Source organism: Paenibacillus sp. FSL W7-1088 (genome assembly GCF_037969855.1).
Taxonomy (GTDB): Bacteria; Bacillota; Bacilli; order Paenibacillales; family Paenibacillaceae; genus Paenibacillus.
In genome coordinates, this window is sequence record NZ_CP150216.1 from 6,821,119 (window position 1) to 6,846,933 (window position 25,815).

Annotated in this window: 21 protein-coding genes; 10 read left to right on the top strand and 11 right to left on the bottom strand. The window is 48.4% G+C overall.

Annotated features, from left to right (window positions below):
• Positions 1 to 32: 32 nt before the first annotated feature.
• The 4 genes from MKY42_RS30735 to MKY42_RS30750 form a co-directional block, all read right to left on the bottom strand.
• Complete coding sequence (locus tag MKY42_RS30735) at positions 33 to 1,691, bottom strand: FAD-dependent oxidoreductase (protein ID WP_339847177.1); 1,659 nt, start codon at positions 1,689 to 1,691, stop codon at positions 33 to 35.
• A 392-nt stretch (positions 1,692 to 2,083) separates the two neighbouring features.
• Entirely contained in the window at positions 2,084 to 3,571 is a 1,488-nt protein-coding gene (gene glpK / locus MKY42_RS30740; RefSeq protein ID WP_090903286.1) for a glycerol kinase GlpK, read from the bottom strand.
• Positions 3,572 to 3,594: 23 nt separating this feature from the next.
• A complete protein-coding gene (locus MKY42_RS30745) occupies positions 3,595 to 4,173 on the bottom strand; it encodes a glycerol-3-phosphate responsive antiterminator (protein ID WP_110002207.1) in 579 nt (192 codons plus the stop codon).
• A 257-nt stretch (positions 4,174 to 4,430) separates the two neighbouring features.
• Positions 4,431 to 5,198 carry a GTP cyclohydrolase II gene (locus MKY42_RS30750; protein WP_090903282.1) on the bottom strand — a complete coding sequence of 256 codons (768 nt, stop codon included), beginning with the start codon at positions 5,196 to 5,198 and terminating at the stop codon, positions 4,431 to 4,433.
• A gap of 372 nt (positions 5,199 to 5,570) precedes the next feature.
• On the opposite strand from MKY42_RS30750, the gene MKY42_RS30755 reads away from it, so the two are divergent.
• The 4 genes from MKY42_RS30755 to gntK all read left to right on the top strand — a co-directional run bounded on the left by MKY42_RS30755 (position 5,571) and on the right by gntK (position 10,372).
• Complete coding sequence (locus MKY42_RS30755; protein WP_339853180.1) at positions 5,571 to 6,794, top strand: extracellular solute-binding protein; 1,224 nt, start codon at positions 5,571 to 5,573, stop codon at positions 6,792 to 6,794.
• 129 nt (positions 6,795 to 6,923) lie between these two features.
• Entirely contained in the window at positions 6,924 to 7,790 is an 867-nt protein-coding gene (locus MKY42_RS30760; protein WP_090903630.1) for a sugar ABC transporter permease, read from the top strand.
• Positions 7,791 to 7,811: 21 nt separating this feature from the next.
• Positions 7,812 to 8,639, top strand: coding sequence for a carbohydrate ABC transporter permease (locus MKY42_RS30765; RefSeq protein ID WP_072733733.1), 828 nt, complete (start codon positions 7,812 to 7,814; stop codon positions 8,637 to 8,639).
• 182 nt (positions 8,640 to 8,821) lie between these two features.
• Complete coding sequence (gene gntK / locus MKY42_RS30770; RefSeq protein WP_339847185.1) at positions 8,822 to 10,372, top strand: gluconokinase; 1,551 nt, start codon at positions 8,822 to 8,824, stop codon at positions 10,370 to 10,372.
• A 628-nt stretch (positions 10,373 to 11,000) separates the two neighbouring features.
• On the opposite strand, the gene MKY42_RS30775 is transcribed toward gntK, so the two are convergent.
• On the bottom strand, positions 11,001 to 11,375 hold the full coding sequence (locus MKY42_RS30775; RefSeq protein WP_090903272.1) for a polyketide cyclase: 375 nt from the start codon (positions 11,373 to 11,375) through the stop codon (positions 11,001 to 11,003).
• A 161-nt stretch (positions 11,376 to 11,536) separates the two neighbouring features.
• On the opposite strand from MKY42_RS30775, the gene MKY42_RS30780 reads away from it, so the two are divergent.
• Together MKY42_RS30780 and MKY42_RS30785 are read left to right on the top strand one after the other, a co-directional pair.
• A complete protein-coding gene (locus MKY42_RS30780; protein ID WP_256222296.1) occupies positions 11,537 to 11,854 on the top strand; it encodes a metalloregulator ArsR/SmtB family transcription factor in 318 nt (105 codons plus the stop codon).
• Between the two features lie 63 nt (positions 11,855 to 11,917).
• Positions 11,918 to 12,733 carry a hypothetical protein gene (locus tag MKY42_RS30785; protein ID WP_090903271.1) on the top strand — a complete coding sequence of 272 codons (816 nt, stop codon included), beginning with the start codon at positions 11,918 to 11,920 and terminating at the stop codon, positions 12,731 to 12,733.
• Between the two features lie 241 nt (positions 12,734 to 12,974).
• Here MKY42_RS30785 and MKY42_RS30790 read toward each other — a convergent pair whose 3' ends face one another.
• On the bottom strand, positions 12,975 to 15,299 hold the full coding sequence (locus tag MKY42_RS30790) for an FtsX-like permease family protein (protein ID WP_339847191.1): 2,325 nt from the start codon (positions 15,297 to 15,299) through the stop codon (positions 12,975 to 12,977).
• Entirely contained in the window at positions 15,299 to 16,003 is a 705-nt protein-coding gene (locus MKY42_RS30795; RefSeq protein ID WP_179262577.1) for an ABC transporter ATP-binding protein, read from the bottom strand. The genes MKY42_RS30790 and MKY42_RS30795 overlap by 1 nt, the downstream gene beginning before the upstream one ends.
• 248 nt (positions 16,004 to 16,251) lie before the next feature.
• Between MKY42_RS30795 and MKY42_RS30800 the strand changes: the two genes are divergently transcribed.
• The 4 genes from MKY42_RS30800 (at position 16,252) to MKY42_RS30815 (ending at position 19,258) form a co-directional block, all read left to right on the top strand.
• Positions 16,252 to 16,638: a GntR family transcriptional regulator gene (locus MKY42_RS30800; RefSeq protein ID WP_339847196.1), complete on the top strand. Its 387-nt coding sequence runs from the start codon at positions 16,252 to 16,254 to the stop codon at positions 16,636 to 16,638.
• Positions 16,639 to 16,657: 19 nt separating this feature from the next.
• A complete protein-coding gene (locus MKY42_RS30805; RefSeq protein ID WP_339847200.1) occupies positions 16,658 to 17,515 on the top strand; it encodes an ABC transporter ATP-binding protein in 858 nt (285 codons plus the stop codon).
• A 1-nt stretch (position 17,516) separates the two neighbouring features.
• Positions 17,517 to 18,194 (top strand): hypothetical protein, encoded by a 678-nt coding sequence (locus MKY42_RS30810; RefSeq protein WP_339847203.1) that lies wholly within the window; start codon positions 17,517 to 17,519, stop codon positions 18,192 to 18,194.
• A 104-nt stretch (positions 18,195 to 18,298) separates the two neighbouring features.
• Positions 18,299 to 19,258, top strand: a complete 960-nt coding sequence (locus MKY42_RS30815; RefSeq protein ID WP_090903258.1) for an MraY family glycosyltransferase — start codon at positions 18,299 to 18,301, stop codon at positions 19,256 to 19,258.
• 202 nt (positions 19,259 to 19,460) lie between these two features.
• Here the strand turns inward: MKY42_RS30815 and cydC are convergent, their stop codons facing one another.
• The 4 genes from cydC to MKY42_RS30835 are packed head-to-tail and all read right to left on the bottom strand — an operon-like array spanning position 19,461 to position 25,703.
• Positions 19,461 to 21,410 carry a thiol reductant ABC exporter subunit CydC gene (gene cydC / locus MKY42_RS30820; protein WP_339847206.1) on the bottom strand — a complete coding sequence of 650 codons (1,950 nt, stop codon included), beginning with the start codon at positions 21,408 to 21,410 and terminating at the stop codon, positions 19,461 to 19,463.
• 1 nt (position 21,411) lies between these two features.
• Entirely contained in the window at positions 21,412 to 23,286 is a 1,875-nt protein-coding gene (gene cydD, locus MKY42_RS30825) for a thiol reductant ABC exporter subunit CydD (RefSeq protein WP_339847208.1), read from the bottom strand.
• A 1-nt stretch (position 23,287) separates the two neighbouring features.
• Positions 23,288 to 24,304, bottom strand: a complete 1,017-nt coding sequence (gene cydB, locus MKY42_RS30830) for a cytochrome d ubiquinol oxidase subunit II (protein WP_090903628.1) — start codon at positions 24,302 to 24,304, stop codon at positions 23,288 to 23,290.
• Entirely contained in the window at positions 24,288 to 25,703 is a 1,416-nt protein-coding gene (locus MKY42_RS30835; RefSeq protein ID WP_110002215.1) for a cytochrome ubiquinol oxidase subunit I, read from the bottom strand. The genes cydB and MKY42_RS30835 overlap by 17 nt, the downstream gene beginning before the upstream one ends.
• Between the last annotated feature and the right edge of the window lie 112 nt (positions 25,704 to 25,815).

Genomic DNA, 25,815 nt, shown 5'->3' on the forward strand with positions numbered 1-25,815 from the left:
TTCCATTCGACCCCCAGATGCGAAATCCTGCATTACATTTTGCCCGATGCTTCCCAGAGCAGCTGATCCAGTTCATTCGCAAACCGTATCGCTTGTTCCTCCGGCCAATCCAGGCGTTCAGCCATATACTGAATAACCGCTGCCTTATACTGACGGACTTCGTCAATGCGGAAAAACAGGTCTCCGGTGCGTCTCACAAAAAAGTCCGCCGGTGTCACAGCCATCTCCTCGTCAATGGCATAACGCAGCATTAGCAGCAGTTCCTGTGGCATACCATGCAGCTCGGCCTTTGCCCGCGGATCAGGCATCCGCTCATACAATGCGTCCACATTGGAACCATATACTCGTGCTAATCGCTCAGCAGCAGATCGATCAAGTCCAAGTGCGACGCCATCCTTAATCTTGCGTTCAGCATACGCACCAAATCCGGCGGAACCGCCAACATGACCTCCAGAGATCGGCATCTTTTTCGTTATACATGGTCCAACGGATCTCCCCGTCTCCTGCTCCAATTGGCGAGCAGCGAGATCAACAACCATCTCGGCCATTTTCCGGTACCCTGTTAATTTACCCCCGGCAATCGTGATCAACCCCGAATGGGCTACCCACACTTCGTCCTTGCGCGAAATTTCGGAAGGCCCTTTACCCTCCTCATGGATTAACGGACGCACGCCTGCCCAACCGGACTCCACGTCCTCGGCTCGAATCCGAACACCCGGAAACATGCCGTTGACGGCATCGATGACATAATCACGGTCTGCCTCGGAGATTAGCGGGTGTGCGGGATCATCTTCGAAGACGGTATCTGTGGTTCCTACATAGGTTTTCCCATCCCTCGGAACAGCAAAGACCATTCGTCCATCCGGTGTATCAAAATATACAGCCTGCCTTAACGGGAACCGCGTACCGTCGAATACCAGATGAATACCTTTCGTCATCTGCAGCGTTTTGCCCTGGCGGGACCCATCGATCTTGCGCAGCTCATCCACCCATGGACCGGAAGCATTAATCACCTTTGTTGCCTGCAAATCATACGATTGACCGCTGATCTGGTTCACAGCCTGAATACCTGTAATAACGCCATTCTCCTTCAGGAATGCTGCTGCTTTTACGTAGTTCACGGCCTGTGCACCGCGCTGCACTGCTTCCTTCATCACTTCAATGGTAAGCCGGGCATCATCCGTTCGGTATTCCACATAGCGTCCACCACCCAGCAGTCCGTCCTTGCGCAGCAAAGGTTCACTGTCTGAGACGGCCCCGGCTTTTAACATCTGACGTCGTTCACTACGTTTTACTCCGGCAAGTCGGTCATACACCATCAGGCCAATGGATGTGCTGAAGCGGCCAAAGGTACCCGCCGTATAGATGGGGAGCAGCATCGGTTCGGGTGTCGTCACATGCGGTCCATTCTCGTACACCACCGCTCGCTCCCGTCCCACCTCAGCCACCATTTTCACTTCAAACTGCTTCAGATACCGTAGACCGCCATGCACCAGTTTGGTCGAACGACTGGATGTGCCTGCCGCAAAATCCTGCATTTCCACCAGTGCTGTCTTCAATCCGCGGGAAGCTGCATCGAGCGCAATCCCGGCTCCCGTGATTCCCCCACCAATAATCAATATGTCAAAATGTGCATTCGCCATCCGATCCAAATATTCCGTACGCTTTTCCGCCGAGAACGATGCTGTCATGCCGATCCCTCCCATTCATTACCTTTGTTTTACCCACAAAAGCACAAAAAAAGACCACGTCATTCGCTTCAGCAATTGCTGAGCGGTACGTGGTCTCTCCCGATCTCCAGACATCATTTTTTTAACTTGTGACTTAATCCTATCACACATTTAAGGCGGCGTGAAGGCCTGAAATGACACATTATTCAAAAAAATTTCAAAAAGTTGTTCTGCCTGCGGATGGAATTTCAAACTGATCCACTAATCATTTATTTTTCCTTATAGTGGGTATATGTTTTCTCTTCTCCAGGAAAATAACCCCTGTAAGTTATGCATCATTTTCCACCAATAAATATCATTTATTGTAGAACTTTATCGAAAAAGTACAAATGCCCATTTGAAATATAATCCACTCATTTGAACACCATCGCTGCCTTCACAGCACGTTGCCACCCTGCATACCGTTCTGTACGCTCTTCCTCCGCCATAACCGGATGGAAGACACGCTCCGTATTCTCGTGATTCGCCAATTCATCCGCGCTGTCCCAATATCCTACTGCCAGTCCTGCCAGATAAGCCGCACCTAATGCCGTCGTTTCGTTCACATTGGGGCGCTCCACAGGAATATTCAGAATATCACTTTGGAATTGCATCAGAAAATCATTGGCAGCCGCTCCCCCATCCACACGCAAGGCATTCACCGGCATACCTGAATCGGATTCCATTGCCTCCAGTACATCCTTGGTCTGATACGCCAGTGCTTCCAGAGTTGCACGGATAAAGTGTTCTTTGGTGGTTCCACGCGTCAAACCAAACACCGCTCCCTTAACTTCACTGTCCCAGTAAGGGCTGCCCAGACCCACAAATGCAGGCACCATATAAACACCGTCTGTAGAGGGTACACGTGCCGCATAGTCCTCACTGTCTTTTGAGGAACGAAGCATCCGTAAGCCGTCACGCAGCCACTGTACCGCCGAACCTGCGACAAAAATACTGCCTTCCAGCGCATACTCGATCTTGCCATGAATGCCCCAGGCGATGGTTGTAATCAGCCCATGGTTGGACTGTACGGGTTGTTCTCCAGTATTCATGAGCATAAAACATCCGGTGCCATACGTATTTTTCATGCTCCCCTTCGTATAACAGCCCTGACCGAATAATGCCGACTGCTGATCTCCTGCTGCTCCGGCAATCGGAATCCGATGACCGAAGAAGTGGTAGTCAACCGTATGTGCGTAAACCTCGGATGAACCGCGCACTTCCGGCAGCATGGCTTTGGGAATATCCAGAATGTGCAGCAATTCCTCATCCCATTGCAGATCATAGATGTTGTACATTAAAGTGCGAGAAGCATTGGATACATCAGTGACATGTGTACCACCGCTCAGCTTCCAGATCAGCCAACTATCGATCGTACCAAACAGGAGCTCACCCTTCTCGGCACGCTCGCGAGCATCTGGCACATGATCCAGAATCCACTTTACCTTGGTTCCCGAGAAGTAAGGGTCAATGAGTAAGCCCGTTTTGCGATGAAAAAGGTCACCCAGACCCTTCGCCTTCAACTCATCACAAATGTCAGCCGTTTGTCTGGACTGCCAGACCACTGCATTATAGATGGGCCGGCCCGTTTCTTTGTCCCATACCACAACCGTTTCCCGCTGGTTCGTAATGCCGATGCCGGCAATCTGGACCGGCTTGATTCCACTTTCGGCCAGACATGAAGCCATCACTGCCAGAATGGAGCTCCAAATTTCATTGGCGTTCTGCTCCACCCAGCCCGGCTTGGGAAAATACTGCGGAAATTCCTGCTGTGCAATATGCACAATCTCCCCGCTCCGGTTAAATAAAATCGCCCGGGAACTCGTCGTCCCCTGATCCAGTGCCATAATATATTTTTCCATACAGACAACCTCCTGTTGTGGGATTACTGCTTATATTCTGTATGCGAGTTCTTGTAGTGCCGAATCAGATCCACGTTGGAAGTGGTTACTGCGGTAGCCCCGGCTTCCAGCGCCAGTCCAACCTCTTCCGTTGAGCGGATCAACCCACCTGCAATAATGGGTATTCCTGTCCGTATGGATACTTCTGCAATAATATGCGGGATAACACCGGGCAGTACTTCAATATAATCCGGCTGGGTCTTGGACAGCAAAAGATAACTTTTCTCCAGTGCATTTGTATCCAGCAAGAAAACGCGCTGAATGGCCGTGATCCCTTTTTGCTTCGCCTTCTGAATTACACTGGCCCGCGTCGAAATCAGTCCTGCCGGGCGAATATGCTGGCATAAATACTCTGCTGCATATTCATCGTTCTTCAGCCCCTGTACCAGATCGGCATGCAGTAATATTTTCTTCTCACGCCGCCGCGCTTCCTCCATCACACTGTGAAGCTGCGCGATGTGCGTATCCAGCATAACCCCATAGGTGTAAGGGCCTTCAATCATTGCTTCGAACTGCTTCATGCTCTTGGCAGCCGGTAACACATACTGTCCCTCAAATGGCACCTTCGTTCCTCCCGCATAAATCAGATGCCTATATTGTATAGTTCGTATGGTATGAACGGCAAGCAAAGTCAGGACCGTCAGATTAATTCTTGGCGTGAGACGGGGCCATTCCATTCTCTAAACTCAAAAAAGCTGTTCATGTATACCCGGAGGAGTATACACAAACAGCTTAAATTGTCTTGTTTATTGGACCGTATGGCAAACAGGCTTTATGCCAAAATCATATTGAACAATCGATCGGGATCGGGATCAGCCTTTTAGGCTTGGGCATGCGGAAGCAAGGTCTCTTCACCAGCCCATGCATCATTTTCTGCCAAGTGACCGGAACGGCTCACTTTGGTCTGCAAATATTTTTCGTTGAAGGACGAGCGATCTCCCCACAGTGGCACACGTCCACCCACATTCAGTCCCGCTTCCTGCAAAGCAGCGAGCTTGCGTGGATTGTTGGTGATCAATGTAACGGGTGCTGTACGAAGCGCACGCAATACGGCAATGGCATCATCATAATTACGCGCATCGTCTGTGAACCCAAGTTGCAGGTTCGCGTCAACGGTATCCAGACCTTCCTCTTGCAGCAGGTACGCCATCGCTTTGCTGAACAGACCGATGCCACGACCCTCATGGTTCGCCAGATAGAAGAGTGCACCTGCTCCATGGGCAGCAATCATCTTCATCGATTGCTCGAGTTGGAAACCGCAGTCACAGCGTTTGCTACCAAAGATGTCGCCTGTATGACAGATGCTGTGCATCCGAATCAGCGCTTCCTGTGCTTCGGCAAACTCACCGTACACCAATACGCTGGATTGCTGACGTTCAGCCAGTTCGGCAGTAGCGAGAGATTCAATCAACTCGCGGCTTTCCATGACTTTCTCCGATTTCATCCAGCTGTACCACTGGAAGGTATGTGTCTCTCCATCCAGATTCACTGGGAGTTTAATCGGCCCAACGAGATAAATGAATTCTTTTCCACTCGGAAAAGTCTGAATTTTGGGGGCAAGCAGTTGAATAATATGTGAATTAATCATTAGTAAGTTCCTCCTGTTAAGCCATCTTGTTATGAATTGATTCGCATCCAGACGGAAAATGGATCACTGAATTGCATATCATACGTATCTATATTATTGTCATCATCATTAGTTACTTTATGTAAGCAAGTTTAAAATAAAAATTATGTTGTGTCAAGTAACTTTTGTTTCTAAAGTAACTAATAAATTTATGATACGCAACCGACACAAATTTGTGTTTCATTTCAGGAATATTGGGTATGAGTTTATAAACTGCTCATACACTTATGTTGTAGTCCATCGCACTTCATGCCTCGAACTTAACGATGAGGGGGTTATCACATGATCCGCCGGAAAAGAACATGCTGGACAGCCATTCTGCTAGTCTGTGTCATGCTGGTGAGCGGATGCTCCATCTGGCCGGGACAGAACGATTCATCGAGCAACAAAAAGGTAGCGCTTACATTGTGGTACTGGAATCGTTCCATCGATGATAAGCTGATTGCCAAGGCCAAGGAAAAGTTCCCCAATATTGAACTGACCGCCCAGAAAATCGGTGGTGATTTCAAGGCAAAACTCAAAACGACACTCGCTGCGCGCTCAGGTGAGCCCGACATTGTCGCATTGAACGATTGGATCATGGAGCTCTTTCCCAGCGAGGACCGTTTCTATAATCTGTATGATCTCGGCGCAGGTGACGTCGAAGACCAATACCTGGCATGGAAATGGAAACAAGGTGTTACACCGGACGGACAGATGATCGGCTTCCCCATGGATACGGGACCGACAGCCCTCTTCTACCGTGCAGATCTGTTTAAGGAAGCCGGATTGCCTTCCGAGCCTGAAGAAGTGGCTCGTCAGATCAACAACTGGGATGCCTATTCTGCTGCAGGAGAAAAGATCAAGGAAAAGTTCGGAGGCAAGGTTTTTCTAACCGACAATATTGGAACCGTTTACAATCAGATGTTATCGCAAGGCACCGAACGGTATTTCCGTCCTGACGGCTCGTTTATCGGCATGGATTCTCCACTCGTCAAGCAGAGCTGGGATACCGCTGTATCCTTCAAGCAAAAAGGGCTGCTCGCTAATGCAGACGGCTGGACCCCGGGCTGGAACGCAGCGATGAATAATGGTGAGATTGCTTCCTTTGTGGGGGCGGTCTGGATGAAGCAGGTACTGCAGGAAGCCGCGCCGGATACATCTGGCAAGTGGCGAGTCACTCGCGCTCCTGGTGGAGACGGCAATAACGGAGGATCATTTCTGTCCATTTTGAAGTCGAGCAAACACCCAAAAGAAGCGTTCGAAGTCATTCAGTGGCTGCAAAGCCCGGATAACCAGCTTGAACAATATAAAACGTTGAACCTGTTTCCTTCGGCACCTGGTGTGTTTGATACACCGGCGATAAAAGAAGAAGAACCCTTCTTCGGCGGGCAGGCAACAGGACCTGTATTTGCTGAATCGGCACAGCATGTGCCAGAGGCTTTCTTTGGCGAACGATACCCTTCGGTACACAACATCATTACTCGGCGGCTGAATGATATTGCGAAGCAAAATGCCAACCCGGAGCAGGTCTGGCCTGATACGGTTCACCGTGTTGAGCGGGAGTTACAGCGTTAATTCAGACACTCTAATGAGATGGCAATCCGCAAAGGAGGAATTCATATGGCTGTAACCGAACCACGCCTCACTCCGGATCCGGGGAAGGTAAGTCCGGATTTGGATCGGCAGAAACCACTCTTGTCCCGGATGTGGGAACATCGTGCACTCTATGTGGCGATCTCCCCGTTTTATATTCTGTTTGCCGTGTTTGGACTGTTTCCCATCGGTTTTTCCTTATATCTGGCCTTCCACAAATGGGATGGCATTGGTGTGATGACCTATAACGGACTAAATAACTTTAAATATATGCTGACTGACGCTGAATTCTGGCAAGCGGTGGGCAACACGTTCATGATCTGGGTTTATTCCACCATCCCCATGTTGTTCTTCGCCCTAATCATTGCGTTTCTGCTGCATGCACCTTTTGTGAAGTTCCGTACGCTGTTTCGGGTGGGGTATTTCCTGCCGAACGTGACGTCCATCGTGGCCGTCGCCATTATCTTCGGTGCCCTGTTTGCCAACAACTATGGCTTCCTCAACTATCTGCTACAGTCCGTCGGACTTCCCGTGGTGGAATGGCTGAATGCACCGTGGGGCATCAAAGTGGCAATCTCCTCCATGGTGGTCTGGCGCTGGACAGGATACAACGCAGTCATCTATCTGGCCGGACTTCAGAGCATCCCGCAGACATTGTACGAGGCAGCCAAAATTGACGGCGCATCCGGGATACAGTCTTTTTTCCGAATTACGATTCCGATGCTGCGTCCCGTCATTCTGTTCACTGTGATCACATCAACAATCGGCGGCATGCAGCTATTCACCGAGCCACAAATTCTCGTAGGTAACGATGGCGGCGCAGGTGCAGCCGGGATGACCATTGTATTGTACCTTTACCGCGAATCTTTCATTAATAACTACTTTGGGTACGGTGCTGCGGTTGGTTGGGGCATGTTCCTCATTATCGCCCTGTTCTCGATTGTGAACTGGAAGCTTGTTCAAGGCAAGTCATCCTGATGTGACAAGGGGGGAGCACTCATGACGTCCAAATCTCTCAAATCGCTGGTGTTGTATATCGGTCTTATCGGGGGCATGCTCATTTCCATGTTCCCGTTCTATTGGCTGATTGTCATGTCTACCCGGACGACGTCCGACATCTATAAATTCCCGCCTCAGCTCTGGTTCGGGGGCGAACTGTGGAACAATATCAGTCGGGTGCTTCAGCAGATTGACTTCTGGGGCGCATTCATGAATACGTTGTTTGTGTCGGGCCTGGTGACGGTACTGGTGCTGTTTTTTGACTCATTGGCGGGGTTTGCGTTTGCGAAGTTTGAATTTCCGGGTAAAAAATGGCTCTTCGTCCTGCTGCTCGCCACCATGATGGTGCCTTCCCAGCTGTCGCTGGTACCTTCCTTCGTGCTCATGGCGACATTCGGTTGGGTCGGCTCCTTCAAAGCCCTCATTATTCCGGGCATGGTGAACGCCTTCGGCATCTTCTGGATTCGCCAATATGCCACGGAGTCCATTCCGAATGACCTGCTGGATGCCGGACGAATCGATGGTTGTAATTTTTTCCGGCTCTATTGGAACGTGGCGTTGCCTATTCTGCGGCCTGCATTTGCCTTCCTCGGTGCGTTCACGTTTATTGGCGTATGGAATGATTATCTCTGGCCCCTGATCGTCCTGACGGATGCGCGAAAGTATACGCTGCAGATTGCGCTGTCTCAATTAAACGGACTGTACAATACGGATTATGCGATGGTTATCGCGGGTACACTGCTGGCTGTTATTCCGTTGATCGTCATGTTCCTGTTCATCAGCCGCCAGTTTATCTCCGATATTGCCGCAGGAGCTGTGAAGGATTAAGGATAGCCGCATTTTGATCCATCCCTCAAGTCTGATATTCTTATCTATAGATAAAATACCAGATGCCATATAAGTTGGATGAATAGCGACAAGCGACACGTTGACGGAAGCTTTCTGTACCCGGAGTGTAACGTGTAACAGCATTCATTTCACTTATATATTCAAGAAAGAGGGATGACAAAATGGCTTCTTCACCCTATATGATCGGCGTAGACATCGGCACCACCTCCACGAAGGCCGTCCTGTTTGAAGAGAACGGAACCATCGTGGCACAAGGCGGTGCCGATTACCCGCTGTATACCCCTACCCCTGCGATTGCAGAGCAGGATGCGGAAGATATTTTCAAAGCGGTAGTTGAATCGGTTAAACAAGCGACCTCCAAGGCGGGCATCAAACCGGATGAAATCCTGTTTGTGTCGTTCAGTTCAGCCATGCACAGCATTCTGCCTGTGGATGAACACGGCAAACCGCTGATGCGGGCAATGACTTGGGCAGACAATCGCAGTGCCGAGTGGACGGAAGCGCTCAAAACCGAAATGAACGGTCACGAAATCTATTTGAGAACCGGTACACCGATTCATCCGATGTCACCTCTGACCAAAATCATGTGGCTAACCAGAGATCAACCGGAACTGTTCAAACAGACGCACAAATTTATTTCCATGAAAGAATACGTATTTTATAAATTATTCTCCGAGTATGTGATTGACCACTCCATGGCCTCTGCCACGGGAATGATGAATCTCGAAAAGCTCGACTGGGACGAGGAAGCTCTACATGTCGCAGGCATCACCCCGGATCATTTGTCCCGCCTTGTGCCGACGACACATGTCCTCAAGAAAGGTTTGAATCCTGAGTATGCCAAGGAAATGGGTATTGCGGATACGACGCCATTTGTCATCGGGGCAAGTGACGGCGTGCTCTCCAATCTGGGCGTAAATGCCATTGATCCAGGCGTCGTGGCCGTCACTATCGGAACCAGCGGAGCGATTCGTACCGTCGTGGACAAGCCAGTCACCGATCCGAAAGGGCGTTTCTTCTGTTATGCGCTCACTGAGGATGTGTGGGTAATTGGCGGTCCAGTCAACAATGGCGGAGTCATTTTCCGCTGGATACGGGATGAATTTGCAGCGTCCGAGGTAGAAACAGCGAAACGACTCGGGATTGATCCGTATGAAGTATTGACCCGTGTCGCCGAAAATGTACCCCCAGGCTCGGAAGGCCTGCTGTTCCATCCGTACATGACCGGTGAGCGGGCTCCACTATGGAATCCGAATGCACGCGGCTCATTTTTTGGCCTGACGCTGCATCACAAGAAGGAGCATATGATTCGCGCTGCTCTTGAGGGTGTCTTGTTTAACCTGTATACCGTCATGCTGGCAATTGAAGAGAAAATCGGGCGCCCCAAAAAAATTCAGGCTACGGGCGGCTTCGCCCGTTCCGAGCTATGGCGGCAGATGATGGCTGATATTTTCGATCAGGATGTTATCATTCCCGAAAGTATCGAGAGCTCCTGCCTCGGGGCAGCTGTGTTGGGGCTATATGCCCTTGGCCGCATCGATTCCCTCAGTGCCGTCTCCGGCATGATTGGATCGACGCATCGGCATCAGCCAGACCCGGATAGCGTTCGCATCTATCGCGAACTGCTGCCGATCTTCATCCGCATCTCCCGCAAGTTTGAAGAGGAGTATGCCGATATCGCTGCTTTTCAGAATAAAACGATGCAGAAGTGAGCGGCATTGGGCCGTGAGTGAGTGGGCAAGTGGGTGGGTTCATCACAGACCGCGCCTTCCTTCTTCCAAACGCCATACTCTAACGAACCGTGTACACCTTATTAGAGGTTTATTGCTTGATTTAGTATTCTAACGAACTTCAGCCACTTTATATCAGCTGATTGAAGCATATATCTGCCTATAATTTGAAAATACAGGGCAATAGCCTGCCTGAGATTCGTTAAAAATTTGATTATGCCGAATACCCTCCAATAGCGTGTGTGAGGTTCGTTGGAAGCAGCCGTCCACCCTATCCATTCTAGAATGGCCGCTGGGGGGCTGTGCCCGGTTCGTAATAACATATGACATCCCGATGACCGGTCAGATGAACATTCATGAGGGCCGTCCCCCTGGTGCAATGGGGGACGGCCTTTTTCATGCAGACTTTTTTCCACAACGTATAATCAAGAATGATCCACGTTACTCCTTCGCTCCCTTCACACTTCATAACGTGCCGATGAGCATGTTTAAGCAAAATAGTGCAATCAGCATGCTGAAAAAAAATAATGATTAATATATATGGGCATAACAAAACTCCACAGCATGGAGCTGCTGTGAAGTTACAGGTTCTCTTCAGGTTACCTGCGAATTACTGGTTATATTTACTGAATGCATCCTTGTCTGCCTGCACATTTTCCAAATATACAATCTGCCCCGCCTCGTTCACACGAGCGATATCGATGCCTGTTTTGGCATATACGGTTCCGTCCGCCGCTTGTCCGCATACCGCCCAGTTTGTTTGATAGCTGCCATCCGGTTGAAGCTTCCACTCGTCCCACATGTGTTTCACATCGCTATTGTATTCATAGAAAGCCTTCATAAAACCATCGAATCCTGTTCTGCTGGTGCCGTTCAGCACAATCTCGGCATCCGGTGTAAACAGGGACAACAGATCCTGCATCGCACGTTCGTCTGTACGGGAAGCGTCAAATAAACGGAAATAGTTGTTTAACAAGGTAGTCATGAGTATTCCTCCTGAGATGTATAAGCCGATTTGGATTTCACTTCGAAAAATTTCAAACTAACTGAGATGAAATGTACCACACTTTCCGTCCCCAGAACAACCCTCAGTTCGAAAAAAATCAAACATTGAAAGAGATTGTCGAATATGCTACCGTCATAGATATGAAAACTCCCACGATACCTATGGCTTCGGAATTGAATTTGACCGCGGTCTGCAACGCACTGGGCGATCCAGTACGGATGAAAATTGCACACTGTCTGGCCAGCTCTGGCGAGAAAAACTGTTCCGCCTTCGAAGTAGACCATATTTCCAAGTCAACGTTGTCTCATCACATCAAAATCTTACGTGAAGCAGGCCTTATCCGGCCTCGCATTGAAGGTAAACAGCACTTTTATTCTCTGCGAAAGGAAGACTTGAGCACCCGTTTCCCCGGTCTCGTTGAACTGATTCTGAATACAACCGAGGAATATGTACATTAAGGAAAACGAAGCTTGAATCATGCGATACATCATCTTATGGATTGCATAGAGGAGGATGATTTCTTGGATAAAAAAGCGGCAAAAATTCTGCTGGGCACCTTCTGGGGAAGCGGCGGCTGGAAAACAGCATCTCTTCCCTTCTCGGGGGATGACTTTGAATATGCCAAAAGCAAAGGCGTTATGTTCGATCCGCTAACCATTACCCATGATGAGATTGTCGCACGTTTGCATGAGATTCATCAGGACAACTCCATCAAGCGACGGGTAGTATCGGCATTTTTACACAGTTTGTCTACCAAAAAAGTATATCTGCGGAGCGCGCTTTCCAGCTGGGCTCTAACATCACAACTGCCTTTACATACCTACGAGGAACGCCGTGCACTGCATGCCAACACCAGCTCCTGCGGGGATTGCAACTTCCTTCACCTGCAATCGGACAAGACGTACACGGACGTCGATCTGAACGTATTGAACTTTGAACGGGTGAAATGGGGCGGGGTCCGCCATAATAACCTGTTATACTGCCTGATGGATCTGGAGCTACTGCTGGCTAGCAAGGAAGCCACCTATGAAGTCACTGACGCAGACATCGCAATACTTGTGAGCATGCTTGAAGCAGCGCAGACCTGCGAGCCTCATGAGAGCGCACGCGGGCTAGAAAAACGGTGGAAAGGCTTGTTTCCTTCGAGCAAACAGGAACGCGACGCCATCCTCGAAATCTGGGGTGCATCCGGTCTTCTTGAGCCGCAGGATACGCCACGGAAAAGCCGAGGTGGGTACAGCGACTTCCACTTTGCCGCAACCTGGCAGGGCGATGACGGTTATAGCGCAGATGCGGCAATTTCCATCTTTGGCTCCTATCTGCCCCAGAAACTCTAAGACCTTAACCAGCCCTAGGTCTGCTTAAACCTGGTTATATGAATGACAAACAAATACTTAGGTGGATATAGTAAAAACACTGTAGCTCGAAGGCTTGCAGTGTTTTACTGAAAACTGACCGATAATTTTCCGATAGGCATCAAGAATCAAGACATATTTGAAGGACAACTTACTATGTGTGGAATCAATCACACTTGTCGTTTTTATATAATTGGAAATAATTCACTCTTTATTGCCCGATTTATTCTAAACTTTTTAACGATTCAATCATATTAATTCGAGAGACCTTTCTCTGAAGCATCAAGTTAGAGAGCGTTGTAAGTAAAAATGCAATCATGATTGATACCAGCATAACCAAAATATTTATTTGATCTGGGATTTGTTGATGGGTACTCGACAACGCCTCAATAATAATCGAATACATGTATACACTGATCGGCAGAGCTATAATGACCGCAAAGGTGGTGAGTATCATATTCTCGGAAAAGATAAGTCGATTTATTTTATATTTTTGATAACCCAGTACCTTAAGAGTAGCCAGCTCACGATTCCTTTCGTAAATGTTGATGGAGGATATGGTGTAGATGGCGCCAAACGAAAGAATAACAGCACTAATGATAAACATAATGAAGATAAAACTATTTTGCTTCATAATAAATTGTGCGGACTTTTTCAAATCATCTTTATCCGCGATTGTATCTACCTGGTTATCTTGTTCAAAAAACTGTCGAACGTTGGGAAGCTCTGCGGCATCGTTGGCTTTTACTAGAATCGATGTTGGCTTATAGTCGATGTCAAAACTATTCAGATACGCTATCGAACAAAAGAAAGATGGATTGGAATACTGATTGGATATTTGTGCAACCTTCATATCGACCGTTTTATTTTCAAACGACGGATCGGTAAATCGAATTTGAATCGTGTCCCCTATCGCAACTTTATATTGATTTGCATACGATTTGGGTATCAGCACACCATTGTCCATGAGTGTCATGGGATTATCTTTTTCGTCGAAAAATTGGATAAGAGTATTGTCCTTCTCCGTAACGGTCAACGTGGCATTCTCATGTTCATCGCCCTTGGTAAACTCCACAGGAAAGGTTGATTGAACATAGCTGCTTTTAATCCCGGTGGGTAACTCCATCTTTTCTAGCTCTGCCCCTTTCCCAAATTCGACCTTCAGATCATAAGTATTCACTTCTTCGATCTGGTCGGCGACCCTTTGTAAGGACGTTTGAGTACCGAACGCAGTGATTAACAACACTGTGCTCACCACAACACCTACGGAGCTTGCTATTGCCTTTTGCTTGTTAAGAAAGATGTTTCTCAAAATAAGTTTATTGCTATAGGAAATACGTCCCCACACTTTCGGAAGCCGTTCAATAAGCAATTTTTTCATCTTCCTTGGCGGTTTAGGCCTCATAGCCTGTGCTGCGTGTTCTCGCAGAATACCTATGCCGCTCAAATAACAAGCCAGCATGCCGAATGCACTCGAGAATAGGATAGGCATAATGATCGAGAAGGGGGATAAGGAGAATGTTATGTTCGGCAACGAGTAGGATCTAGCATTTGAAGCCTCAATCATTGGAACAAATATGATTGCCGAAATGATACAACCAAGAATGGAACCTATGATACCGACAAGTATCGGGAACCCCATGTAATGGAGCATAATGCTGCTGTTCTTCACGCCTAATGCCTTCATAATTCCTACCTGGTTCCTTTGCGAATCGATGATTCGAGACATGGTTAGGAAGAGAATGATCGCTTCGATGATAAAGAGAACCAGCGGAATAACCTTGCTCATCAATTTATTGTTATAGACTGTTTGTTGAAGCTGCGAGTAATTGAATGTTCGCTCTTTACTTATTTGACTTACATAAGAAAGTTGTTGAGACTGCGCTTCAACATTTTGGCCTAATCGGTCTATATCGTACCCTTCTTCAGCGTCAATCAAAACCTCATTATAATAAAGGTTACCTGCGATTCGAGGAATTCCCGCTTCAGCCATATATGCAAATCCCGAAGTTTTATGATCCTGGGTTTCGTTCTTTTTGGCATATTCCACATTTTCGCCCAAGCCGCTAATGGTGAATACCACATTCTCGTTATTGACGCTTAACTTCATTTGATCCCCGACTCTGTACTGGTGCTCCTTGGCGTAATGGGAATCAAGCAAGATTTGATCCTGGCGAGACGGAATGTTGCCCTCAATTATAGTAGGCGTATTAATGCTATTGATTTCGGGGATCGAGTGGATCTTTAAGGTCGCTTTCGTATCGCCAAACGATTGCGTCGCATCAAAGGTGTACCGTCCTTCAACCTTCTTTATCCCTTCAATTTCACTCAACTTCGACATATCCTGCTTGGATACTTGGTCGTAGTAAACGTTTAAGTCACTTAAATTATGTGTTTGAAAGTAATCCTTCGAATAAGAGCTAAGGTTATTACTTAACGTAACCAGCCCCGTATAGAAAAAAGCCCCTATGGTGATAACCAACACAAAGGCCAGAAATTGACCGATGGATTGCTTGATATCCCTTATCAATTTTTTGAATAATTTCATCACCACTCAATCCCTTCAACGCTTTGTTTATGCTCATTGACCGTTACGCTTTCAATTTTTCCGCTTTTCACCCGAATGATTTTATCCGCCATCGGCACAATCGCAGAGTTATGCGTGACCAGCACAACACATTTTTTCGTTTCCGTATTCAAATCCTGAAGCAGCTTCAAAACCGACTTGCCAGTTACATAATCCAACGCACCAGTGGGCTCATCGCATAGCAATAGCAGAGGGTTCTTTGCAACAGCACGTGCTATTGCAACTCGCTGCTGTTCTCCTCCGGAGAGCTGAGACGGGAAGTTTTTTATCCGATTCTTCAAGCCGACTTTATTTAATATCTCTTTGGCATCCAAATGGTCTTTGCATACTTCAGTGGCGAATTCAACGTTCTCTAAGGCATTCAAATTGGGGATTAAGTTATAGAATTGAAAGACAAAACCTACCTTCTCGGCGCGATATCCCGTAAGCTTCTTTTCGTTGAAGCTAGTAATATCCTTATCGCCAACAGTCACTTTACCCGAGGTTGCTGTATCCATGCCACCAAGTATATTGAGAATCGTGCTTTTACCGGCTCCGCTTGCACCTAGAACAACAACGAATTCACCCTCGTTAATGGTAAAGTCAACACCGTTCAGCGCTTTGATCGGCACTTCACCAATTTTGTATTCTTTCGTTACGCTTTTAAATTCGATTAATGTTTTCATAAATTCTTCTCTCCCCGTTATCTATTTGTCATACTTCTGGTGCTCCCTTTGGCAAGTATATTTTTATTTATGTAAGTATGTTAGTGTATGAGTATGTCACTCATGTAGCATACTATAATTCCACCGCAACAAATTGTCAATAACTGGACTCCGTGTAAAAAAAATCATCATCTACTCCTACCTAATTGTTTATTGACAAATTTTCGCATATAAGTTATGTTTTCCTGCTAGATGTGTAACAAACTACAATGCTGAGTGGTGAGGTAATGAGCGTCACTTTCGACGAAAAGCAGCCAATTTTTCAACAAGTAGCAGATATCATTGAGGACGATATTCTCAACGGAACTTACCGAGAGGACGAGCAAATTCTTTCCGTTGCTCAGTTTTCTCAGCTCTTTCAAATCAATCCAGCGACTGTTGTGAAGGGAGTTGGCCTGCTCGTAAATGAAGAAATATTGTATAAAAAAAGAGGGCTTGGCATGTATGTCTCGTCTGATGCCAAACAAAAGATTAAGAATAAGCGAAGAAATCGTTTTTATAAGGAATTGCTGTCCAATCTCATTTGTGAAGCTGACAAACTTGAACTGGCAACCGAGGATATCATTGAGATGATTAAACAATTAAGGAAGGAATGAATTCATTGTGAGCATCTTGGTGAGTTGCGACAAATTGAATAAGAAATATGGTCGAACCTACGCATTACGGGATCTGGATATACAGCTCGAGGAAAACGTTATTTATGGCTTGCTCGGACGAAACGGCGCAGGCAAAACTACCTTGCTAAACATCATAGCAGGTGGACTCTTCGCGAATGACGGCACCATTGAGATAAGAGGTGAAAAGTTGGGTAAAGGAGCCCTACCAGAAGATTGCTGTTTCGTACGGGAGAATAACAAGCTATTTGGCGGAGCTAGATTGATTGAGATTTTGCAGTTCGCTGCAAATTTCTATCCCAATTGGGACTGGACGTTTGCTCATAAGCTTCTTCAAACGTTTGAGCTTGATCCCAACAGAAAAATCAAACAACTCTCAAGAGGCACAGAATCACTCGTAGGAAACATCATCGGTCTGTCTAGCCGATCGTCGTTGACATTATTTGACGAACCGTTGCTTGGACTTGATGTATTGATGCGGGAAAGGTTTTACAAGGAGCTTTTGGAGGATTACGCCAATCATCCTCGTACGATTTTAATTTCTACGCATTTGATTGATGAAATCGCCCCAATCGCAGAAAGAGTCTATATCATTGATGAGGGCTCTCTCCTGCTTCATGACGAGATGAATCGGATACGGATGGCAGCTTATTTGATTCGTGGAAATTCAGATGCCGTAGCTTTGTTCACAAAAGGAAAGCGAGTATTACATACAGAATCTTACGGCCACGGAAAGCTTGCCGCCATCTACGAAAAATTTAACGATGAGGACAGGCTTCAGGCCCGCAAACTAGACATAACTATTGAAAATTTGACGCTTCAGAAGTTTTTTTCGTATTTGATCGAAGGAGGTCGTTAAATTGGGTGCATTGACCGTTCATTTAAAGGCGACCTATTTGCAAATGAGGATTTATATATGGATGGTCATTACTTTAATCCTCCTTGGCAGGTTGGCGGAATTCATTGTTGGCCTCTTTATAGACAGCAGTCAAAACACAGGAATCGCGGATGGCAACCTGCTGCTGCTTATTTTGCTCATTTTCGCAATCGTACTTCCGCTTAGCTATTACAACCGCATCGTACATTTAGGAGCAAGCCGAAAAAAATATTTTTTCGGTCTTCAATTCGTTTATGCTGTGTGGGCAGTGGCCCTCGCTTTATTTAATTCTTTATGGCCTATACTCGAAGTGAACCTACTCCACAAAAGCACCATAAACCTTATAGAAGCGTTTCATTGGAATGACTTTGGCGTGGCAGGTTCTTTTCTCTATCAAACCGTTTTTTATTTAATGACGATGGCGCTCCTAAGCATGCTGATCTCCGGCTACCACCACCTTGTTGGTTGGCTGCTGTGGGTGCTAATCATTGTGGCGATTCCAACCGGAACAGCGATTCCTGCGCTACGCGTTCATGTTGTTTCTTTTTTTGAAGCATTGTTATTCAATGGCTCACTACTCAAGGGTGTTGGATTTAATCTTGTACTTTTCATCGTGTTCGTGGCCGGTGGTTGGTTTTTCACAAAGGGGAGAACATACTAACGATCTGGGTAGAAGCTTTGGTTACAATAATGACATCGACAGATTTCCTGTTTAGCTCGTATAATAGGGGGAAATGGGTAGATAGGAGTGAATCAAGCGAAGTTATGGTATACATACTGGCTTTTATGCTGTCTTTTGCTGTCGTGGTTCTGCTTATTCCGCCGCTTGGTCGACTGGCACATCGGCTGGATTTTGTGGACAAGCCCCGAGAAGATGTGGAGCGTAAGCTGCACAGGCAGCCCATCCCACTGACGGCAAGTTACGCGATATTTACTGGATTCTTCCTGACATACATTGCTCTTACGAAAGAAATTTCATGGGAAACGGCGGCCCTGGTCGCCGGCGGAATGCTTCTATTAACGATTGGTACAGTCGATGACTGGTACAAAACAAAAGGCAAAGATTTTCCTGCCCTGCCCAAGATGCTCGTACAGGTCTCTGCCGCAGTGCTCGTATTTGCTTCCGGCATTGCGTTCACCGGGTTCGTAAATCCTTTCAATTCCGAATACATCATGCTCCCGATCTGGCTGCAATTCATTCTGACGATCCTGTGGATCTTCGGTGTAACGACAGTCATTAACTTCACGGACGGCATGGACGGACTGGCAGGTGGTTTGTCTGCCATCTCAGCCATTACTCTGTTTATTGTTGCAATGACCAAAGGCCAAACCGATTCTGCCCTCATGGCCATTACGCTAGTCGGTGTAACCCTCGGTTATCTGAAATATAACAAAGCTCCAGCCAAAGTGTTTATGGGCGATGCAGGGGCTACGTTTCTCGGCTTTATCCTGGCGGTCATCGCCCTGGATGGTGCTTTCAAACAAGCGACCATGTTGTCTATTTTTATCCCGATTTTGGCGCTCGGTGTGCCAATCTTCGACAACATTTTTGTGGTCATCAAACGTTTCATTCAAGGCAAAGCCATTTATCAGGCAGATGCAAGTCAAGCTCACTATCGCTTGCTGCGTGCTGGCCTGAATCACAAACAGGTGGTTGGCGTCCTGTATCTTATCAGTACCTGCCTTTGCCTCTCGTCCATTATTTTGATGCTGGTGGAGATGTAATATTAGAAACAAACGTTTCAACAAAAGGTGTGAAAAAAGAGACGAGCCTACTGATCCTGTGGCTCGTCTCTTTGCTATGCGCTGATGAATCGAACTAACATTATAAGAGAGTAACAGCTACCATGTCGTACACAAGCCTCTGCAAACGCCCCATACCCTTCCGATACCCGCCCCTGCCTGCACCTGCACCTTATATTCGCTATTATCTGGAGGCTACAGGTGGTAGCGGGACCACAGGTTGCTGCCCATCAGACCATCCCGGTCGATCCAGTTCGAGCAGACGGCGATAACGCTCTTCCCGGGCCAGCAATTGTTCGTGAGAACCCTGCATGGTGATCTGTCCATTTTCCATAAAAATAAGTTCGTCCATCCGTTCCGCTCCCATCAGGTGATGGGTGACCCAGATCATTGTTTTGCCCTGCATGCTGTCCAGAATGGTTCGCATCAGCGCTCGTTCCGTCACAGGATCAAGTCCTACCGTCGGTTCATCGAAAATAACGACAGGTGTTTCGCGAAGAAGCACCCGGGCTAATGCAATTCGCTGTCTTTCTCCACCAGAGAAACGAAGTCCTGTCTCCAGCATCGGGGTATGATAACCCTGCGGCAAAGATTCAATGAGATCGGATAAACCTACTTGCGCAGCCACTCGCTGGATTTCTTCGTCTGTGGCATTCGGACGGCCGATCCGCAGATTGTTGGCTACCGTAGTATCGAATAGATGTGGACTTTGGTTCAGCACCGCAATGACATCCGTTATATTTTCACCCATCGTTTGTACCGGAAGATCATTGATGAATACATTCCCGGCGGATGGGAGTAACGCTCCCTGAATGAGCTTCATGAGGGTTGATTTCCCACCGCCGCTGCGACCGAGTACAGCCAAGCGTTTACCCTGAGGAAGATGTAGGGACACCTCCTGCACCGCATACGGAGCATCAGGCGTATAACGATAACTCACCTGATCGATCTGAATGTCGGCTCGCAGCCTGGGCGGAATGCGCAGGCGGATACGTCGGTCCGAAGCTTTTTCCTTACGTTCCAGAGAACCCCGCTGTTGTCCAGCTACCAAATTGCTGCCTGATACACCTAAGTTCATGTCCTCTTTGGCTCCAGCCGCTGCATTCGCTTCTTCGGTTCCAGACTGTTCTGGTTTAATCTCTCCACCTTCCAAGTGCTGCAAGCGTTCCAGCGATTCACGATACTGCGGGATATGCTCCACCGCATCTCCTACGGGCAGCAGCGCTTCCGTGAGTGGAAACAACACCAGCACAAATGCTGCAATCATAACCGCAGGCAGCTGTCCGGCAGAAGCCGCACTTCCCGCCCATAAGGTCACGGATACCACCATTAGTCCAATCACGCACTGCGCAACCAGATCACGCCAGCGCGTCCATTGCCGCAAGCGAAGTCGAATCATATCTGCCTGACCTTCAGCCTCATCCTGCCGACGCATAAATTCTTCAGCTCGTCCACTCGCTATCCAATCCCCGAGGCCAAGCACACCATCGGTCAGACGAGTGTACAACTTGGCATTTTCCCGCTTCAGCCGCACCCGCAACTTCCACGTCACTCGGAGGGAAATGACAGGAAGCACAGCAACCAGAAACAGCATATACAACCCTATCCACAGTGCAAATCCCAGATCAACGCTGCCAAAGGCCACAACAGCTCCACCGTACATCATGAGCGCTGTAAACGCCGGAAAAACCGTACGCAGATAAATATCCTGCAGTCTCTCTACGTCCTCTGCGAGAGCACCAAGTACGTCTCCCGTCTGCATGTGAGAGCGCAGGAACAGTGCCTGCGGCTCCAAAATCCGATACAGCTTCACGCGCTGATCCGCGAGTATGCGCAAAACCGCATCATGTCCAGCCAGACGTTCGACATACCGGAATACGGCACGAAAAATCCCAAATGCACGAACACCCACGATAGGTACATATACCATCAAAATATTTTCAGGACGTAGCGCTGACTTGGAGATCAGAAACCCGGAGGTGAAGAGCAGCAATACGGCACATAGCGTAGCGCAAATCCCCAACGCAATGACTGCTATGAGTCTCCAGCGGTACTGTGCCACGTACGGAGTGATCCAGCTATTCTTTTTGTCCCCGCTTCGGGCTGTTTCTGTCTGCTCGTATCCGGATTTCATCTTACACCGCCTCCATCTGGGCCTGAATCATCTGGTAATATACGCCTTGTCGGGCCAACAATTCCTCATGTGTTCCTGTCTCTGCAACCGTACCGCCATCCATCACGATAATCCGGTCCATATGCGGCATCCAATGCAGTCGATGTGTTGCCAGAAACACCAGCTTGCCCTCAAACAGTGGTAACATCGTCTGTTTCAATTCATACTCGGTCTCCACATCCAGATGCGCAGTCGGCTCATCCAGCAGCAGAATCGGGCGCGCACTAAGCAGAGCTCTCGCCAAAGCCACCCGCTGCTCCTGCCCGCCGCTGAGCTGCCTTCCCCCAGCCCCAATCGGCTCCTGCAACCCATTCGGCAAGGAGGAGGCAACCTTATGCAGACCTGCTGCGTGAATGGCATCAGCCACCTCCGCATCCGAAGCCTCGGGCATATAGAACCGAACATTATCCACCAGACTTCCACTGAAAATAGTTGGATGCTGCGGGATCGCCGCCGTTTGTTTTCTCCAATCTTCCATCATCTCTGGAGATAAGGGCTGACCGTTATATAAAATCTGACCCGAAGTAAGCTGCTGAAAACCTGCAAGTACATCAATCAGGGTTGATTTCCCTGCTCCGCTCGCTCCGATAATCCCTACTTTGCCCAGACCAGAAACCTGAAATGTCACATCGTTCAGCGAGCATGGCCCGTCTTCCTGATGTCGTACCTGTACGTTGGTAAGCGCCAGTCTACTCGTCGCCTCCCAAGAGGGTTTCGATGAGGAAGCAGCCATGCCACTTCGGGCATTTACCTCACGTAAAACCACCCGTATGGTGGATGCGGACACGTCACCTTGCCCAAAAGTAGGCTCAGGCGAAGAGAATTCTCCGTTCTTTTCTGACACACCATGTATAACAGCACTCGTGTATGCTTCCTTTTGCTTACGTTCGGCCAATTTACCTCGTTCAATCATCTGGCTGATCGCTTCCCCGGCCTCTTTGCCGTCCAGTGTGGCGTGGTAATCTGCGCCTACCATTCGTACAGGAAGGAAGTATTCCGGTGCGAGAATAAGTACGGTCAGCGCTGGTCCAAGCAGCATATGTCCTTCCGTCAGGCGCAGCCCCAAGCCAACCGCCACCGAAGCCACCGACAGCATGGTGAAGAAATCGAGTGCGAAGGAGGACAGAAAAGCCATACGCAACGTAGACATCGTGGCCTTGCGATAACGCTGACTGACCCGAATGATCGTTTCTCCATGCTTACCGCTTTGTCCCAGTGTTTTGAGTGTTTCCAGTCCATGCAGCGTATCCACAAAATGGTTGGCCAGCGCTTTGTACGACTTGAACTGTCCATCGATCTTGCGTTGTGCAGCCAGTCCCACCAAAATCATAAACACAATCAGGATCGGCAGCGTCAACGTCAAAATAACCCCGGACATCATATCCAGCTTGAAGACATAGAACAGAATAACGATTGGCGTGAACCCCATCCCTAGCATTCGGGGAATAAACAGTTCCAGATACGTCTTATACTTGGCTGTTCCTTCGCGTGCCAAGGTTACCAGGTGCCCTGTTCCTTCCGTTTTGGCAAAACGCGGCCCCAGCCGGAACCACTGCTCCACCATCTGTCTGCGCAGATCGTTTCCTGTCTTCTCCGCGTACCGCGAAGCGATGAGCTGCAACCAGAACGACAGGGCATAGCGGGCGGCAAAAGCGGCCAGGAACAACAGCAGTACCGAGTACTGCTCTGTTACGGGTGAACCTTCAAACAATGCCGTAATCGCCTGTGCCAGCCATTTGGCCTGCATGATAATCGTCATCGCCTGCAACAGTACCAGCGTTGAGGCCAGCACAAGTACTGGCCGGATGCCCGGCAGCTTCAACAGCCCCCGTCCCATGTCAGTACTCCAGGTGATGGTGATCGTTCAGACGTTTGCGGAAAATGTAATAACTCCAGATCTGATAGCCGAGTACAAACGGAAGCAGCGTACAAGCCACAATCGTCATCACTTTGAGCGAATATGCACCGGATGAAGCATTGTAGACCGTCAGGTCAAACGCCGAACCCATTGAACTCACCATGACCCTTGGGAACAGACCGATAAATACGGAGGCAAACGCGATTGCAATTACAGCTCCCGTCATGCCGAAGGCCCAGGCTTCTCGTTTCTGACGCACGAAGTAAGCCGCCAGACCCAATGAAGCAGCACCCAGAACAACCATAATCCAGAGAGCCCAGCCGCGTACGGCGAACACATCGGTCATGAAGTATGTCATCACAGCGTAGATCGCGAGGATCGCGGCGAGCGGCAGCATCAGTTTTTGGGCCAAATTCAGGGCACGTTCTCTAAGATCTCCCACGGTCCGCAAGGAAGCAAACAGCAGACCATGCACCAGACACAACAACGTCACGCTCAACCCACCTACCACCGTATACGGATTGACGATGTCCAGGAAGCCGGGACGAAGCTGCATCTGCGCATCAATAGGCAGGCCTTTCATCAAGGTAGCGAAAACAACGCCGAACAAGAATGGTAGTAACGCACTGGAGACTACAATGATGATGTCCCATGTTTTGCGCCAGCGTTCATGTCTCATTTTGCTGCGGAATTCAAAGGCAACTCCGCGTCCGATCAAGGCCAGCAGCACGACGACCAGCGGCAGATAAAACCCGCTAAACAGCGTGGCATACCAGTGCGGGAAGGCTGCAAACATTGCACCCCCTGCCGTAATCAGCCATACTTCATTGCCATCCCAGAACGGACCGATCGAGTTGATCAGGGTACGACGTTCACGATCCGTTTTGCCAATCATTGCAGTAGACATGCCCACACCAAAATCAAAACCTTCCAGAAAGAAAAAACCAACAAACAAGACGGCAATCAGCAAAAACCACAACTCACTTAGTGACAACAGAATAACCCCCATCCACGCCGAACGGATCGGCCGACTCATCATGCTCCTCCGGCTTTTCGACTGCATATGGCCCTGCCTTGATTTCACGAACGAACAGGTAGACCATCACAATGCCGAGAACCGTATACGCTGCGGTAAAAGCAATGGTGGAGAACAAAATCTGGCCTGCGCTTACGTTCGGGGATACCCCGGCTGCGGTTGTCATATAACCAAATACCGTCCACGGCTGCCTTCCCACCTCAGTCATAATCCAGCCCGACGTATTGGCGATAAACGGGAGGGAAATGGCAAACACCATCAGACGCATAAACCACTTGCCTGCTCCCTCCAACTTACGGCGCATCGCCAGGAATGTACCGTATATCGCTAGCAAAATCATCAATCCGCCCGCAGCAATCATGATGCGGAAGCTCCAGAACGTCGTCCGTACCGGTGGAATATAGTCCCCTGGTCCATACGTTTGCTCATACTCCGCTTGCAGCTCCTTCATGCCTTTGACACTGCCGGAAAATTTGCTATAGGACAGATAACTGAGCAATCCAGGGATTTTGATCTCGCCGGAATTCTCCTGTTTGTTCGGGTCAATAAAGGCTACCACGGTCCATGGTGCGGGGTCTTCCGTCGTCGTCCATGTTCCTTCACTGGCTGCCATTTTCATTGGCTGCGTCTCCACCAGATATTGCGCCTGGAAGTGACCTGAGAAGGCAACCCCCAGCGAGGAAACCAGGCCAATAATGATGGCAATGTTGAACGATTTGCGGAAAATCTCCACATCCTGCTTCTTCATCAACTTGTATGCACTAATTCCCGTTACCACAAATGCACCTGTCATCAGGGCACCAAAGATCGTGTGCGGGAACTCTACCAGCAGTTGACCATTCGTAATCAGTGCAAAGAAATCATTCATCTCGGCGCGGCCATTATTAATCTCGAAGCCAACCGGATGCTGCATGAATGAATTGGCTGCCAGAATCCAGAGCGCAGACAGGAATGTGCCGACAAATACCAGCCAGATACAAGCTAGGTGCACTTTTTTGGACAAACGATCCCATCCGAAAATCCAGAGTCCAATAAAGGTAGACTCCATAAAAAACGCCAATAAGGCTTCTACAGCCAGTGGCGCACCAAATACATCCCCGACAAAACGGGAGTACTCCGACCAGTTCATGCCGAACTGGAATTCTTGCAGAATGCCTGTGACTACACCAACGGCGAAGTTAATCAGGAACAGTTTGCCCCAGAATTTGGCCATCGTTTTGTAAACTTCCTTACCCTTCACTACGTACAACGTCTCCATAATCGCTACCAGCAGCACAAGACCGATGGACAGCGGCACAAAAAAGAAATGGAAAATCGTTGTGAGCGCATATTGGATACGCGATAACATAATCGGATCCATACCGTTACCCCTTCTTTCTGTTCATATCGCAGTTTTCGTATTTGGCATTGAAGCCCCTTCTTCCGTTTCTGTCAGCCAAACACGTATTGATGAACGTATTGTGCCAGATAGA